11 protein-coding genes and 1 pseudogene are annotated in these 15,421 nt (G+C 53.5%); 7 read left to right on the top strand and 5 right to left on the bottom strand.

Annotation, left to right across the window (positions count from 1 at the left end; genetic code table 11):
• Nucleotides 1-111: 111 nt before the first annotated feature.
• The 4 genes from parC to Q3O06_RS08170 all read left to right on the top strand — a co-directional run bounded on the left by parC (nucleotide 112) and on the right by Q3O06_RS08170 (nucleotide 6,393).
• Nucleotides 112-2,415 (top strand): DNA topoisomerase IV subunit A, encoded by a 2,304-nt coding sequence (gene parC, locus Q3O06_RS08185; RefSeq protein ID WP_301818380.1) that lies wholly within the window; start codon nucleotides 112-114, stop codon nucleotides 2,413-2,415.
• 19 nt (nucleotides 2,416-2,434) lie between these two features.
• Nucleotides 2,435-4,027, top strand: a complete 1,593-nt coding sequence (locus tag Q3O06_RS08180; RefSeq protein WP_301818379.1) for an ATP-binding protein — start codon at nucleotides 2,435-2,437, stop codon at nucleotides 4,025-4,027.
• Nucleotides 4,020-5,534 carry a sigma-54-dependent transcriptional regulator gene (locus Q3O06_RS08175; RefSeq protein WP_301818378.1) on the top strand — a complete coding sequence of 505 codons (1,515 nt, stop codon included), beginning with the start codon at nucleotides 4,020-4,022 and terminating at the stop codon, nucleotides 5,532-5,534. The genes Q3O06_RS08180 and Q3O06_RS08175 overlap by 8 nt, the downstream gene beginning before the upstream one ends.
• A 106-nt stretch (nucleotides 5,535-5,640) precedes the next feature.
• Nucleotides 5,641-6,393: a class I SAM-dependent methyltransferase gene (locus Q3O06_RS08170; RefSeq protein WP_301818377.1), complete on the top strand. Its 753-nt coding sequence runs from the start codon at nucleotides 5,641-5,643 to the stop codon at nucleotides 6,391-6,393.
• A 144-nt stretch (nucleotides 6,394-6,537) separates the two neighbouring features.
• On the opposite strand, the pseudogene Q3O06_RS08165 reads toward Q3O06_RS08170, so the two are convergent.
• The 4 genes and pseudogenes from Q3O06_RS08165 to Q3O06_RS08150 form a co-directional block, all read right to left on the bottom strand.
• Nucleotides 6,538-6,651, bottom strand: a pseudogene (locus Q3O06_RS08165) (IS5/IS1182 family transposase); the annotation flags it as partial.
• 1,264 nt (nucleotides 6,652-7,915) lie between these two features.
• The gene (locus Q3O06_RS08160) at nucleotides 7,916-8,122 is read right to left on the bottom strand and encodes a DUF2788 domain-containing protein (protein WP_002212781.1); all 207 of its coding nucleotides are present in this window, start codon (nucleotides 8,120-8,122) and stop codon (nucleotides 7,916-7,918) included.
• 86 nt (nucleotides 8,123-8,208) lie between these two features.
• The gene (metZ, locus tag Q3O06_RS08155; RefSeq protein WP_301818376.1) at nucleotides 8,209-9,378 is read right to left on the bottom strand and encodes an O-succinylhomoserine sulfhydrylase; all 1,170 of its coding nucleotides are present in this window, start codon (nucleotides 9,376-9,378) and stop codon (nucleotides 8,209-8,211) included.
• Between the two features lie 144 nt (nucleotides 9,379-9,522).
• Nucleotides 9,523-10,293 carry a hypothetical protein gene (locus Q3O06_RS08150; RefSeq protein WP_301818375.1) on the bottom strand — a complete coding sequence of 257 codons (771 nt, stop codon included), beginning with the start codon at nucleotides 10,291-10,293 and terminating at the stop codon, nucleotides 9,523-9,525.
• A 254-nt stretch (nucleotides 10,294-10,547) separates the two neighbouring features.
• On the opposite strand from Q3O06_RS08150, the gene Q3O06_RS08145 reads away from it, so the two are divergent.
• From Q3O06_RS08145 to Q3O06_RS08135, 3 genes are all read left to right on the top strand, one after another.
• Complete coding sequence (locus Q3O06_RS08145; protein ID WP_107819397.1) at nucleotides 10,548-10,799, top strand: NGO1151 family protein; 252 nt, start codon at nucleotides 10,548-10,550, stop codon at nucleotides 10,797-10,799.
• A 51-nt stretch (nucleotides 10,800-10,850) separates the two neighbouring features.
• Nucleotides 10,851-11,657: a basic amino acid ABC transporter substrate-binding protein gene (locus tag Q3O06_RS08140; RefSeq protein WP_301668494.1), complete on the top strand. Its 807-nt coding sequence runs from the start codon at nucleotides 10,851-10,853 to the stop codon at nucleotides 11,655-11,657.
• An 84-nt stretch (nucleotides 11,658-11,741) separates the two neighbouring features.
• Nucleotides 11,742-11,939 carry a hypothetical protein gene (locus Q3O06_RS08135; protein ID WP_301818374.1) on the top strand — a complete coding sequence of 66 codons (198 nt, stop codon included), beginning with the start codon at nucleotides 11,742-11,744 and terminating at the stop codon, nucleotides 11,937-11,939.
• 518 nt (nucleotides 11,940-12,457) lie between these two features.
• Here the strand turns inward: Q3O06_RS08135 and Q3O06_RS08130 are convergent.
• The gene (locus Q3O06_RS08130; RefSeq protein WP_301818373.1) at nucleotides 12,458-15,337 is read right to left on the bottom strand and encodes an autotransporter outer membrane beta-barrel domain-containing protein; all 2,880 of its coding nucleotides are present in this window, start codon (nucleotides 15,335-15,337) and stop codon (nucleotides 12,458-12,460) included.
• Nucleotides 15,338-15,421 lie beyond the last annotated feature (84 nt).

Raw genomic sequence — 15,421 nt, 5'->3', positions numbered from 1 at the left:
TTATAACATATTTTCACATTCCCGTATTTGATTCAGATTCAGACACGCGCCCACTATGGTTTGCCGTTTTGATTTACAATAATGCCCTTTGTTTTACATTCCGCATACACAATGAACACGCAAGCGCACGCCCCACATACCGATTCCAACACGCTGATGCTCGGCCGATACGCCGAACGCGCCTATCTCGAATACGCCATGAGCGTGGTCAAAGGCCGCGCGCTGCCTGAAGTTTCAGACGGCCAGAAGCCCGTGCAGCGGCGCATTTTGTTTGCCATGCGCGATATGGGTTTGACGGCGGGGGCGAAGCCGGTGAAATCGGCGCGCGTGGTCGGCGAGATTTTGGGCAAATACCATCCGCACGGCGACAGTTCCGCCTATGAGGCGATGGTTCGCATGGCGCAGGATTTTACCTTGCGCTATCCCTTAATCGACGGCATCGGCAACTTCGGTTCGCGCGACGGCGACGGGGCGGCGGCGATGCGTTACACCGAGGCGCGGCTTACGCCGATTGCGGAATTGCTGTTGTCCGAAATCAATCAGGGGACGGTGGATTTCGTGCCGAACTACGACGGCGCGTTTGACGAACCGTTGCATCTGCCCGCCCGCCTGCCTATGGTGTTGCTCAACGGCGCGTCAGGCATTGCAGTGGGCATGGCGACCGAAATTCCATCACACAATTTGAACGAAGTCACACAGGCGGCGATTGCGCTGTTGAAGAAACCGACGCTGGAAACCGCCGACCTGATGCAGTACATTCCTGCCCCCGACTTTGCCGGCGGCGGTCAAATCATCACGCCGGCGGACGAATTGCGCCGGATTTACGAAACCGGCAAGGGTAGCGTGCGCGTGCGTGCGCGTTACGAAATCGAGAAGCTGGCGCGCGGACAATGGCGCGTCATCGTTACCGAGCTGCCGCCGAACGCTAATTCCGCCAAAATCCTTGCCGAAATCGAAGAACAAACCAACCCGAAACCGAAAGCGGGTAAAAAGCAGCTCAACCAAGACCAGCTCAACACCAAAAAGCTGATGCTGGATTTAATCGACCGCGTGCGCGACGAGTCCGACGGCGAACATCCTGTGCGCCTTGTGTTCGAGCCGAAATCTAGCCGCATCGATACCGATACCTTCATCAACACGCTGATGGCGCAGACTTCGCTGGAAGGCAATGTGTCCATGAACTTGGTGATGATGGGTTTGGACAACCGCCCCGCGCAGAAAAACCTGAAAACGATTTTGCAGGAATGGCTGGATTTCCGCACCGTAACCGTAACACGCCGTCTGAAATTCCGTTTGAACCAAGTGGAAAAACGGCTGCACATCCTTGAAGGCCGTCTGAAAGTCTTTCTGCATATTGACGAAGTGATTAAAGTCATCCGCGAATCGGACGACCCGAAAGCCGATTTGATGGCGGCGTTCGGGCTGACCGAAATCCAAGCGGAAGACATTTTGGAAATCCGCCTGCGTCAGTTGGCGCGTTTGGAAGGTTTCAAACTCGAAAAAGAATTGAACGAGTTGCGCGAGGAACAAGGCCGTCTGAATATCCTTTTGGGCGACGAAAACGAAAAACGCAAGCTGATTATCAAAGAGATGCAGGCGGACATGAAGCAGTTTGGCGACGCGCGCCGCACGCTGGTGGAAGAAGCCGGACGCGCCGTGCTGACGCAAACCACCGCTGACGAACCGATCACGCTGATTCTGTCGGAAAAAGGCTGGATACGCAGCCGTGCCGGACACAACCTTGATTTGAGCCAAACCGCGTTCAAAGAAGGCGACCACCTCAAACAAACCCTCGAAGGCAGAACGGTTTTGCCCGTCGTCATTTTGGATTCATTAGGCAGAACCTACACGCTTGATGCCGCCGAAATCCCCGGCGGGCGCGGCGACGGCGTGCCGGTTTCATCGTTAATCGAGCTGCAAAACGGCGCGAAACCCGTTGCGATGTTGACAGGATTGCCGGAACAACATTATTTATTATCAAGCAGCGGCGGCTACGGCTTCATCGCCAAACTGGGCGATATGGTCGGACGCGTGAAAGCGGGCAAAGTGGTGATGACCGCAGACAGCGGCGAAACCGTCCTGCCGCCGGTTGCCGTCTATGCCTCCTCGTTCATCAACCCCGACTGCAAAATCATTGCCGCCACCAGTCAAAACCGCGCCCTCGCCTTCCCCATCGGCGAATTGAAAATTATGGCGAAAGGCAAAGGACTGCAAATCATCGGATTAAACGCCGGCGAATCGATGACGCATACCGCCGTTTCTTCCGAGCCGGAAATCCTGATTGAAAGCGAAGGCAGGCGCGGCGCGGCGCACAAAGACCGCATCCCCGTCTCCCTGCTTGAAGCAAAACGCGGCAAAAAAGGCAAACTATTACCCATATCGGGCAGCCTGAAACAGCTTTCTTCCCCGAAATAAACCCGGTTCCGCACATATTATGGTAATTTCCAATACCCGCGAACTTGAAAAACTCAAAGACCGGATTCCCAATCTGATCAACATCATCCGCGTCGCCATCGTTTTCCCGCTGATGATTATGCACATCCTCGGGCTGGAAACCGGCAGCCGTGCGAACCTGCACGCTTCGTGGACGGCGTGGGCGTTTTATGTTTGGCTCGCCATTGCCTGCTGGCTGATTTTCTTTTCCATCATCCATCCGCATTGGCAATGGCAGTCGCTGAAAATGCCGCGTTTCAGCGCGGTGGCGGACATCACGATGATCGGCGTGCTGACCTACCTGTTCGGCGGCATCGATTCCGGCTTCGGCATCCTGATCCTGCCCTTCGTCGTCTGCTCCTGCCTGCTCAGCTACGGGCGTTACCCCCTGCTCTATTCCAGCTACGCCGCCATCCTGCTGATATTCAACGCCATTGCCGACGGCAATATCGGCAAATACCCGCTCATATCGGATACCCGTACCGCCTCGGCAACCTTCATCCTCGTCGCCGCCTCCTATCTTTCCGCCATCTTCACTTCCCTGTCGGTCAAATACATCGACAGCGCCGGCCAACTGGCCCGCGACAACCACCTCGCCTACCGGCGCATCAAAGGCTTGAGCCAAACCGTACTCGAACGCGTTCAGGAAGCCGTCGTCGTCATCAATACCGAAGGGCTGGCGGTGCTGTTCAACCGGAAGGCGAAAGACCTTTTCCCCGCGCTCGAAATCGGACGGCGCGCCGGCCTGTCCGATTCTGCCGCCGAACGGTGGAATCAAGCCTCTCCGCACAATTTCGAATACGTCCTCGGCACACCCGGCCTGAACGCCGGCATCCGCGCCGTTCCGGTCAACAAAGGGCCGGACAAGCTGCTCATCCTCTACATCCGCCCGCAAAGCGAAATTCAGGCGGAAGCCCTATCCGTCAAACTTGCCGCGCTCGGACAACTGACCGCCAACCTTGCCCACGAAATCCGCAACCCGATGTCCGCCATCCGCCACGCCAACGACCTGCTGCGCGAAAATATGGAGGCGGGGGCGGCAGATCCGTTCAACGCCAAATTGTGCAAAATCATCGACGGCAACGTCTGCCGCATCGACAAAATGCTCGAAGACATTTCCTCGCTCAACAAGCGCAACAAAACCGAACGCGAAATCATCGGCCTGATACCGTTTTGGGAAGAATTCAAACAGGAGTTCCTGCTCGGCCATCCCGATGCCGCCGGCTGCATCCGTCCGGATATTCAAGGCGGCAGCCCGACCGCCTATTTCGATCCCGCCCACCTGCGGCAAATTATGTGGAACCTCGCCAACAACGCGTGGCGGCACAGCCGCAAACAGCCCGGCTCGATTTCCGTCACCATCCGCCCCGCGCAAAAAAACACCATCAGCATCCTGTTTGCCGACGACGGCGGCGGCGTTCCGCCCGAAGTGCAGGAACACTTGTTCGAACCCTTTTACACCACGGCGGAAAACGGCACCGGCCTCGGGCTGTATGTCGCCCGCGAACTGGCACACGCCAACTTCGGCGATTTGACCTACCTGCCCGAAACCAAATGCTTCGAACTCACATTACTGGAAAAAAGCAATGACTGAACTGCAACATCCCGTCCTCATCGTCGATGACGAAACCGACATCCTCGACCTTATGGAAATGACCCTGATGAAAATGGGGCTGCGCGTCCATACCGCGTCAGGCGTTGCCGAAGCCAAAAACAAGCTCGACAGCCAACGCTATTCGCTCGTCCTGACCGATATGCGTATGCCCGACGGCTCGGGGCTGGAGGTCGTCCAACACATCAACAGCAGCGCACTCGACATCCCGATTGCCGTCATCACCGCCTTCGGCAATGCCGATCAGGCACAGGAAGCGTTGCGTTGCGGCGCGTTCGACTACATCCAAAAACCCATCACCCTCGCCCGGCTGCGTTCCCTCGTCAAATCGGCAATCTCCGTTTCCGAAAACCAAAACAAGATTCCCGAACCGCCCGTTCAGACGGCATCCCCCGTTTCTTCCCCCATGCCGTCTGAAGCCCCGAAACCTGCAAACGCGATACCGACGGCACCGCCCGTTTCCGCCACCCTTCCCTATGCGGAACCCGATATGCCCCGACTGCTCGGCAGCTCTCCGCAGATGGTCGAAGTCCGCCACCTCATCCGCCGCCTCGCGCCCGGCAAAGTACCCGTCTATATTTCCGGCGAATCCGGCACGGGTAAGGAACAGGCGGCGCGCACCATACACGAACTGTCCGACCGCGCGGGCAAACCCTTCGTCGCCGTCAACTGCGGCGCGATTCCCGAAAATCTCATGGAAAGCGAATTTTTCGGCTACCGCAAAGGCAGCTTTACCGGTGCCGACAAAGACCATGCCGGTTTCTTCCGCCACGCCGACGGCGGCACTTTATTTTTGGACGAAGTCGCCGACCTGCCCCTTTCCATGCAGGTCAAACTCCTGCGCGCGATTCAAGAAAAAGCCGTGCGCCGCATCGGCGATACCGCCGAGCAGCCCGTCGATGTCCGCATCGTCTGCGCCACCCACAAAAACCTCGAAGCCCTTGTCGAAAGCGGCGCATTCCGCCAAGACCTGTATTACCGTCTCAATGTCGTCAGCCTCAATATGCCCTCCCTGCGTGAAATGCGCGAAGACTTGAAGCTGCTCATCCCCTACCTCCTGTACAAACACAGCCACAACAACCGGCCTTACACACTCTCCCCCGCCGCGCAACAGATGCTCCTGAATTACAGCTATCCTGGCAATTTCCGCGAACTGGAAAACATCCTTGAACGCGCCGTCGCCCTGTGCGTCGGACATACCGTGCAAATCGACGATTTGCAAATTCAAGACGTGCGCCGCAAACCCGTTCAGTCCGAAACCGCCGAACCCGTTGCCGATACCTTGCCGTCTGAAGCGTCCGCCCCGTCCTGCATCCTCCCATTCAACCCCGATACCATGCAGATACAGGACTACCTCGACCAAATCGAACGCGACATCATCGAACAAGTCCTCAAACAAACCGAAGGCAACCGCACCCAAGCCGCCAAACGCTTGGGCATCAGCTTCCGTTCCATGCGCTACCGTATGGAACGCCTCAACATCGGTTGACGGCAAAACGGCATCCGCACCATCCCCGCCCACCCGAAAAAAATGCCGTCTGAAACGGCACGGGAAAGCGGGTACCGCCCCTTGCTTCCGAACAAACAAAACTGCCATGACCGACATCCTTATTGACAACACCGCCACCGAAACCGTCCGCACCCTGATACGGGCATTCCCCCTCGTGCCCGTTTCCCAACCGCCCGAACAAGGCAGCTACCTCCTTGCCGAGCACGATACCGTCAGCCTCAGGCTTGTCGGGGAAAAGGGCGGCGTTACCGTCGATTTTGCCTCGGGAGCCGCACAATACCGGCGCACAAAAGGCGGAGGCGAACTCATCGCCAAAGCCGTCAACCACACCGCGCACCCCACCGTTTGGGATGCGACCGCCGGATTGGGGCGCGACAGCTTCGTCCTCGCCTCGCTCGGGCTGGCCGTTACCGCCTTCGAGCAGCATCCCGCCGTCGCCTGCCTGCTTTCAGACGGCATCCGCCGCGCCCTCCTCAATCCCGAAACGCAAGACACCGCCGCGCGCATCAACCTCCATTTCGGCAATGCCGCCGAACAGATGCCCCCCCTTGTTCAAACACAAGGCAAACCCGACATCGTCTATCTCGACCCGATGTATCCCGAACGCCGCAAAAGTGCCGCCGTTAAAAAAGAAATGGCCTACTTCCACCGGCTTGTCGGCGAAGCGCAAGATGAAGCGGCACTCCTGCATACCGCACGCCAAACGGCAAAAAAACGCGTCGTCGTCAAACGCCCGCGCCTGGGAGAACACCTTGCCGGACAAGCTCCTGCCTACCAATACACCGGCAAAAGCACCCGCTTCGACGTTTACCTGCCCTACGGAGCGGACAAGGGATAACGCCCATAAAACAAGACACCGAAAAATTTGCCGTTCTTATGCAAATGAGAAACCGGTTTTTGCGTTTCGACTGTTTTGGATAAGTCATCACACCTTAAAGTTTGTCATTCCCACGGAAGTGGGAATCCGATTCGTTCAGTTTTATAGTGGTTTAAATTTAAACCAGTACAGCGTTGCCTCGCCTTGTCGTACTGCTTGTACTGTCTGCGGCTTCGTCGCCTTGTCCTGATTTAAATTTAAACCACTATAGTTGTTTTCGAGTTTCAGGCAACTTCCAAACCGTCATTCCCACGGAAGTGGGAATCCAGAAATGAAAAGCAACAGGAATTTATCGTAAATGACCGAAACCGAACGGACTAGATTCCCGCCTGCGCGGGAATGACGAGGTTTCAGGTTGCTGTTTTTAAGTTGCTGTTTCGGGTTGCTGTTTTTTATGGAAATGACGAGGTTTTAGATTGCGGGAATTTATCCGCTCCTCCGTCATTCCCGCGAAAGTGGGAATCTAGAAATGAAAGGCAACAGGAATTTGTCGGAAATGACCGAAACCGAACGGACTAGATTCCCGCCTGCGCGGGAATGACGAGGTCTCAGGTTACTGTTTTTAAGTTGCTGTTTCGGGTTGCTGTTTTTTATGGAAATGACGAGGTTTTAGATTGCGGGAATTTATCCGCTCCTCCGTCATTCCCACAGAAGTGGGAATCCAGAAATGAAAAGCAACAGGAATTTATCGTAAATGACCGAAACCGAACGGACTAGATTCCCGCCTGCGCGGGAATAACGGGGCGGGAGGATGCCGTCTGAAATTCCGTCATTCCCGTGAAAACGGGAATCTAGAACTTCTGATTTTTCAGACAACTTTTGAACATTGCCGCTACCCAATGATCTGGATTCCCGCCTGCGCGGGAATGACGGGGTTTCAGGTTGCTGTTTTTAAGTTGCTGTTTCGGGTTGCTGTTTTTTATAGAAATGACGAGGTTTTAGATTGCGGGAATTTATCCGCTCCTCCGTCATTCCCACGGAAGTGGGAATCCGGAAATGAAAGGCAACAGGAATTTGTCGTAAATGACCGAAACCGAACGGACTAGATTCCCGCCTGTGCGGGAATAACGGGGCGGGAGGATGCCGTCTGAAATTCCGTCATTCCCGTGAAAACGGGAATCTAGAACTTCTGATTTTTCAGACGACTTTTGAACATTGCCGCTACCCAATGATCTGGATTCCCGCCTGCGCGGGAATGACGATGTAAAATTATCCGGGATTCAAAAAGACAGGCTTTCGCGTCCGTGGGAATGACTGCGGAAAGATGATTTTTATAGTGGATTAACAAAAATCAGGACAAGGCGACGAAGCCGCAGACAGTACAAATAGTACGGCAAGGCGAGACAACGCCGTACTGGTTTAAATTTAATCCACTATATTTTGTCATAAAAATCCGCACCTTAATCAGTTGGCGGTTAAATCAAACTTTTAAGGTGCAGATTACTTTTTATGATTTCAGACGGCATTTTGACAGACGGCAAACCTATTTCGGCAATACCAAAAACTTAATCAATAACTCTTTGAACACAAAACCGAACACGCCCAAGCCCAAGACCAAAAACAAAATGGCAATGCCGAATTTGCCCGCTTTAGACTCCTTGCCCAAATTCCAAACGATAAAACCCAAAAAAATAATCAAGCCGGTCAGGCAGATTTTCAACGCCCAATCGGCAAAAACCGCTTCATCCATATTTTTTTCCTATTGTTGATGTGTATGCCATATAAGATAAGGGTTTCAGACGGCATCTGCTGTCCAATGCCGTCTGAAACGCGCAATCAGCGTGCGAGTGCCTGTTTTAAATCGTCAATCAAATCGCCAACATATTCCAAACCGACCGACAGGCGCACCAATCCGGGGCGGATGTTGGCGGCGAGTTTTTCTTCGGGCTGCATCCTGCCGTGCGTGGTTGTCCACGGGTGGGTAATGGTCGAGCGCACATCGCCGAGGTTGGCGGTGCGGGAAAAGAGTTCCACGCCATCCACGACTTTCCACGCCGCTGCCTGATCGGCAACTTCAAAGCCGATGACGATGCCGCCGCCGTTTTGCTGTTTGCGGATAAGCTCCGCCTGCGGATGGTCGGGCAATCCGGTGTAGTACACGGCTTGAACCTGCGGCTGCACCTGCAGCCATTGTGCGATTTTCAGGGCGTTGTCGAACTGTTTTTCCATACGCAGCGACAGGGTTTCTACGCCGCTCAACAACTGCCACGCGTTAAACGGCGACATCGCCAAACCGCAAGAGTTGCAGTAAACGGCGACCTGCGCCATCAGTTCTTCCGAACCCGCCAACACGCCGCCCATCACGCGCCCGTGTCCGTCTATGGCTTTGGTCGCGGAGGAAACGGAAATATCCGCGCCGTGTTTCAAAGGCTGCGAGCCGACGGGCGACAGCAGGCTGTTGTCCACCACCAAGAGCGCGCCGATGCTGTGCGCCAATTCCGCCAAGGCTTCCAAGTCGGCTACTTCGCCCAAGGGGTTGGACGGCGTTTCCAAAAACAGCAGTTTGGTGTTGGCTTTGACGGCGGCTTTCCATTCGTTTATATCGGTCGGCGACACGTAGCTCACTTCGATGCCGAATTTGGTAACGATGTTATGGATAAAGCCGACGGTTGTGCCGAACAGGCTGCGGCTGGAAACCACATGGTCGCCCGCCTGCAGAAAGGTAAAAAACGCCGCCTGAATCGCGGACATCCCCGTCGAAGTGGCGACCGCGCGTTCCGCGCCTTCCAAAGCGGCGATGCGTTTTTCAAAGGCGGCGGTGGTCGGATTGGCAGTACGGGTATAAGTGAACCCTTTGATTTTTTTGGAAAACAAATCGGCAGCGTGTTGGGCGTTGTCCCACATGAAACTGCTGGTCAGGAACAATGCCTGATTGTGTTCGCGGTATCCGGTTTGTTCTTTGCCGCCGCGTATGGCGAGCGTTTGCGGATGAAGTTGTTTGCTCATCGGTGATTCCTCGGTTTTGTCCGTTCGGCAACGGGGCGTGCGCCCGTTGTTTAATTTATTAATATTTTGCGCCCGTTCCGTGTGCCTTTCAAGTCGGACGGGCAGGAAAATGCCGTCTGAAACGGCTTTCAGACGGCATGACGGTCAGCGTTTGTATTTTAACTCGTACTTGATGTCGTTGAGGATTTTGCGGATATCGTGTTCCAATACGTCTTCGACTACCGCACCCGCCTGCTCATGCAGCATCTGCTGGAGCTGATAAGTAAAGAGTGCCATCTGCTTTTGCACCGCCGTTCGGATGATGCCGTTGACGGTATCGGTCAGATGGGGGCGCAGGCGTTTGATCAGCCGTTCGGTCAGCTCCTGTTCGGACAGGCAGAACACTTCGCGCCGGTTGACGGCTTTCGGGTTCAGGATATTGATTTGGACGGGCATCAACGCCTCTTCCGCACCGCCTTCGCCGTTTTCCGCAACCCCGTCTGCCGCCGTACCCGATTCTGCCGCATCGGCGTTTTCCCCGCCTTCAATCTGTCCGGTTTCAAATTCGGCACTGTCTTTTTTGGCATCGAACCGGATTCTCCGCCGCGATTCGATGTGTTTTTCCAAAACCGACATTTGCAGGGAAGCCTGCGCGTTGAGCCAGTTTTCCTGAAGGACGATCATCGGGTCGGTTTCGACTTCCTCGCCGCAATCGGCAACGGCGGCATTGTGTTCCTCCTGCCATTTTTTCAGATACGCCTTCAACACGCGCTCGCGGTCCCCATCGTCCAGTTTCGGCATCGGCGCGTCCGTTCCGGTTTCAGAGGGACGGGACAGCGGCGCATAAGTCGGCACTGCCTTCATACGGCGCGTCTGACGCAGGTTTTCCAAACGTTTTTCCCAATTCGGCTCTTTATCCTGATTGTTTGTATCCATTTTTTCGGCTTCCGGTTCTTATAGTGGATTAACAAAAATCAGGACAAGGCGACGAAGCCGCAGACAGTACAAATAGTACGGAACCGATTCACTTGGTGCTTCAGCACCTTAGAGAATCGTTCTCTTTGAGCTAAGGCGAGGCAACGCCGTACTGGTTTTTGTTAATCCACTATAATCTTTGCAGGCAGACAAACCCGCGCATAAAGCGCGGTTTGATATAATGACGCATTTTAACAGATTTGCGAGGATACATCATGGGCAGCATCGAACAGCGTTTGGAATATCTGGAGGAAGCGAACGACGTGCTGCGTATGCAGAACCACGTCCTGTCCACCGCCTTCAAAGCCTTAATCCGCGCCCTTCCCGCCGACACCGCCGAAATCGCGGTCGAGTCCATCCAGCTTGCATTTGAAGACGCACTGGCTGAATTGAACTATGAGGACAGTCCGCACACCGATTTGTTTCACGATGTTACTTATGCGTTTTTCCGCGAAAAAGAACGTTAATTTTATGTTAAACTGATTTTTTAGGCTTTTTGATTACCGAAAGGAATGTTGATGAATATGAAAAAATGGATTGCCGCCGCCCTTGCCTGTTCCGCACTCGCGCTGTCTGCCTGCGGCGGTCAGGGCAAAGATGCTGCCGCGCCCGCCGCAAACCCCGACAAAGTGTACCGCGTGGCTTCCAACGCCGAGTTTGCCCCCTTTGAATCTTTAGACTCGAAAGGCAATGTCGAAGGCTTCGACGTGGATTTGATGAACGCGATGGCAAAGGCGGGCAATTTTAAAATCGAATTCAAACACCAGCCGTGGGACAGCCTTTTCCCCGCCTTGAACAACGGCGATGCGGACGTTGTGATGTCGGGCGTAACCATTACCGACGACCGCAAACAGTCTATGGATTTCAGCGACCCGTATTTTGAAATCACCCAAGTCGTCCTCGTTCCGAAAGGCAAAAAAGTATCTTCTTCCGAAGATTTGAAAAAGATGAACAAAGTCGGCGTGGTTACCGGCTACACGGGCGATTTCTCCGTTTCCAAACTCTTGGGCAACGACAATCCGAAAATCGCGCGCTTTGAAAACGTCCCCCTGATTATCAAAGAACTGGAAAACGGCGGCTTGGATTCCGTGGTCAGCGACAGCGCGGTCATCGCCAATTATGTGAAAAACAACCCGGCCAAAGGAATGGACTTCGTTACCCTGCCCGACTTCACCACCGAACACTACGGCATCGCGGTACGCAAAGGCGACGGGGAAACCTTAAAAGTAATGAACGATGCGTTGAAAAAAGTACGCGAAAGCGGCGAATACGACAAAATCTACGCCAAATATTTTGCAAAAGAAGGCGAACAGGCCGCAAAATAAGCCCGCCCATCCGAACAAAATGCCGTCTGAAGCCCTTTCAGACGGCATTTTTTATTGTCTGTGCCGTTTTGTGCCGGGACGGCAATGTCTAGCAGCGCGGCATTGTTATGCCGCCATTTGGGTTTTCAGACGGCATCGGGGGCTTCAGACGGCATTGTCCCACCGCCGTCATTCCCGCGAAAGCGGGAATCCGGTGTGTTCGGTTTCGGTTGTTTTTTTGGGTTTTCGGGTAATTTCCAAATCGTCATTCCCGCGCAGGCGGGAATCCAGACCTTGGGATAGCGGCAATATTCAAAAATTATCTGAAAGTTTGAGGTTCTAGATTCCCGCTTTCACGGGAATGACGGAAGGTTGCGGACATCAGGGAATGACGGGGTTTCAGACGGCATTTAATGCTTTATCGGGCTTCAGACGGCATCGCCCCCTCCGCCGTCATTCCCATAAAAACAGAAACCTAAAATTCCGTCATTCCCGCGAAAGTGGGAATCTGGTGTGTTCGGTTTCGGGTTTTTTTGGGTTTTCGGGCAACTTCTAAACCGTCATTCCCGCGCAGGCGGGAATCCAGACCTTGGGGTAGCGGCAATATTCAAAGGTTATCTGAAAGTTTGAGGTTCTAGATTCCCGCTTTCGCGGGAATGACGAAAAGTGGCGGGAATGACGGAGTTTCAAACGGCATTTAATGCCTTGTCAGGCTTCAGACGGCATCGCCCGCCTGTTTTGATATGGCGGCAAACCCCCCGACAAAAAACAATCCGGAACGCGTCTGACCGTTCCGGATTGTTTTCAGGCGCATCCGCGCATTAAAACATACTGCGTACGCCCATATTGACCTGCCAATTCTGCCGCATCTTGTGCATCGAAGACCTTTGCGCCTCAAAATAAAGCTGCCGCCCGTTTCCGGCATTGCGGCTGACCACGCCCAAGCCGTATTCCAACCAGCCGCCACGGTGTTTGAATTCCTCCACGGCAGAGCCGTTGAACCTGTGGCGGATCGTGCCGATAAACTCGCGTTTGTACATCAGCTTGCCGTAGATGTTCAGCCTGCCGCCGTCCAAACCGTCCACGCCCGCCCGAAAGCCGAACCGCCCCATCAGGCTGCGGAAGTTGTCCGTCTCGGTAGACAGCCCGTTTGACAGCGAAAAGCCGTAGCCGCGCGTAAACCAGTAGGACAACTGCGCTTCCGGCTGCCACCAATAGGTTTTGCCGCCGTCCTGTTTTTCCATCCGCCTGCCGGTTTCGGCGGAAAGCATATAGGCATTCAGGCGCGCCTCGTCCGATTCGACCCGTTTGCCGGAATAATTGGTCAGCCCGTAGCTGCCCTTATATCGGGCGATGTTGGCGACCAAATCGTAATAGGCCCTGCTTTCCCGGTTGAGCCAGGTGGAATAAACGCCTGCCGTCCTGCCGTAGATTTTGCCGATGCCGGCGTAGTCTTCGGGGGTGTAGGACGATTGGAGGTGGCGGAGCATCAGTCCTTTGTAATGAATCCATTTGTCGCCGAACCCCGTCCGGTTGAAGCCGCCGGCAAAGCCCCAATAGCGGTTGCTGTAGCCGCCCACGCGGTAATCGCTGCGGCTGCCGGCGAATTTTCCGCCGACGCGTTTGATCCAGACGTTGTTGTCTTCCTGCGGCGTTCCGTCGGCGTGGATTTCGCCCATACGCTGCACCAGCGTTTCATCGGAAACCGCGTTCAACTGATACAAAGCCTCGCCGAAAAGGACGCTGCTCGATGCGCCCGTTGACAGGGTGGCCGGGTAGAGGTAGAAGTCCCGCTTGCCGTCTGCGGAAATATTGACCTTTTTGGAATCACCCGACTCGCCCAAGGCAAAACACCACCCTCCCTGTTCCGTACAGCGGACATTTAATTCGTATGACGCTTTTGTGTTTTCGGCATCGCCCTTGTTTTCGACCAGCTTTAAAAATTCCCTGCCCGTCGTTGGTGCCTTGGCATTGTCTTCATATTCGATGATGTGTACGCCTTCGCTACCTTTTCGGGTAATCAGCTTGTCCGATTCGCCTTTGACGATGTTGCCATACATTTTGAACACGCCGCCATCGCCCTTGAGCTTGCTCACGGACACTTTGACGAATTTATTGTTGTCGCTAAATTCGACCTGCGCGCCTTCCGACAAATCCAACTCTTTCAGCATTGAATCATTGGTAACCGTCCAGCGCGCGCCGTTGCTCATTTTGAGGTTGATGGTGTTGTTTGTCTTGTCGTCGATCGCGCTGTCTTTAATCCAACCGTTTTCATCGAAGAAATCTTCATATTCTTTGATTTTTGCTTCGTCTCTCTCAATGCTTTTTATGGAGCTTTTTATGGAGCTTTCTTTTGATTTTATTTTGCGCTCTATTTTTTGTTTTCCTTGTGAATCATCTTCCTTGAGTTTAGCCAATTCTTCCTTAAGTTTAGCCAATTCTTCATCCAGCTTAAGCAATCTTTCCTGCTTTTTAACTAGACTTTTCCTTGTACTGTCGATACTTTGTTCCGTGGGCAGTACATTCCCGTCCGCATCCACGGTTTCGCCGAACATATCTTTCCCTTTGGCAAAGCTCCTTTTCCCGATATGGGCTTCCCCTTCAAAATAAGAATCTTTGTTGGCGAGGTTTACGCTCACGCTGCCGCCGTTGTAGGCGAAAATATCGCCTTTGATTTTGACAACCTTGTCTTCCCCGCCGACAATCTCGACTTTGCTGTTTTTCCCGTCAATCGCAAACGCGCTGCCTATGCTTTTCGGCCTGCCCTGCCCGTCATAAACCGGCGTTATATCGATATTGACATTCCCACGGAAAACCGCTTCCATTTTGGAGCCTTCCGGAAGCTGCTTCTTAATGCCGTTGCTATGGCTTGAATAGAAGCCGAAACCGTTGTTTTCCGCCTCGTCCTGTCCGTTCCTATCGATTTTAATATTCACATCGCCCTTGAACTCCATCGTGGTGATGCTTGGAAAAGCAGGATCGGGTCTTTTGCTACTATAGTGGTTGGCGCTAATGCCTTGTCCTACCGCTTTTCCTGATTTGATGTTGATGTCCAGTGTCGAGCCTTCTTCGGAAACAAGACGATATTCCCCCACTTTGACATTATTATTTAATAATAGGATACCGTCGATTTTGGGGTTGGCATTCGCGTCCGCATCCGCATTGATGGTGTTGCGCCCTTTAAAGGTAAGCGTCGCCGGCGCCAAGGTGCTAGAACCATTGATTTGGTCATAAGACAAAATACCGGCAGGCGCGTTATGGGCGGCTATGGTTACGTTTTCAAAAGTGATGTTGTTTTTGCCCTCATAGCTTTCATCCGCCAACATCACGGCACCACCCCTATGCCGTCCCGGTGTGTACGTTTCGGTTAATGTGTACGTGTAACCGTTTGTGTCTATCTTTGTTTGAATCGATTTATTGTCAATCGTCGGCGCGGCATCGGCAGAGCCGTCTGCCAATTTGCCTTTTATCGTAATGTTGTTCGTACCGCCGTTGGCGGCAATAATGAGGGAATTTAAGGGTTTGACTTCGGTTTCGCCATCGTAGGTGTAGTTGTTTACTTGCCCTTGTTTTGCGAGGACGAGGGTGTATTTGTCTGTCTTCTCTATCGTTCCACTGCTTGCAGCGTCCGCCCCTTGCGCGTGCATAGAAGCGGCTGCAAAACCAAGTAAGATGCACTGAACTGTCTTCTTTTGTTTCATTAGTTTTCCATTTTGAGAGCATATAATTTTTATATTATATGCTTAAATCATTGACACACCAAAAAAAAAAAAAAAAAAAAAAAA

The sequence above is a fragment of the Neisseria maigaei genome, from assembly GCF_958267405.1.
Taxonomy (GTDB): domain Bacteria; phylum Pseudomonadota; class Gammaproteobacteria; order Burkholderiales; family Neisseriaceae; genus Neisseria; species Neisseria bergeri.
The sequence above is the reverse complement of the archived record's forward strand: the minus strand, read 5'-3'. Positions and strand labels throughout refer to the sequence as shown.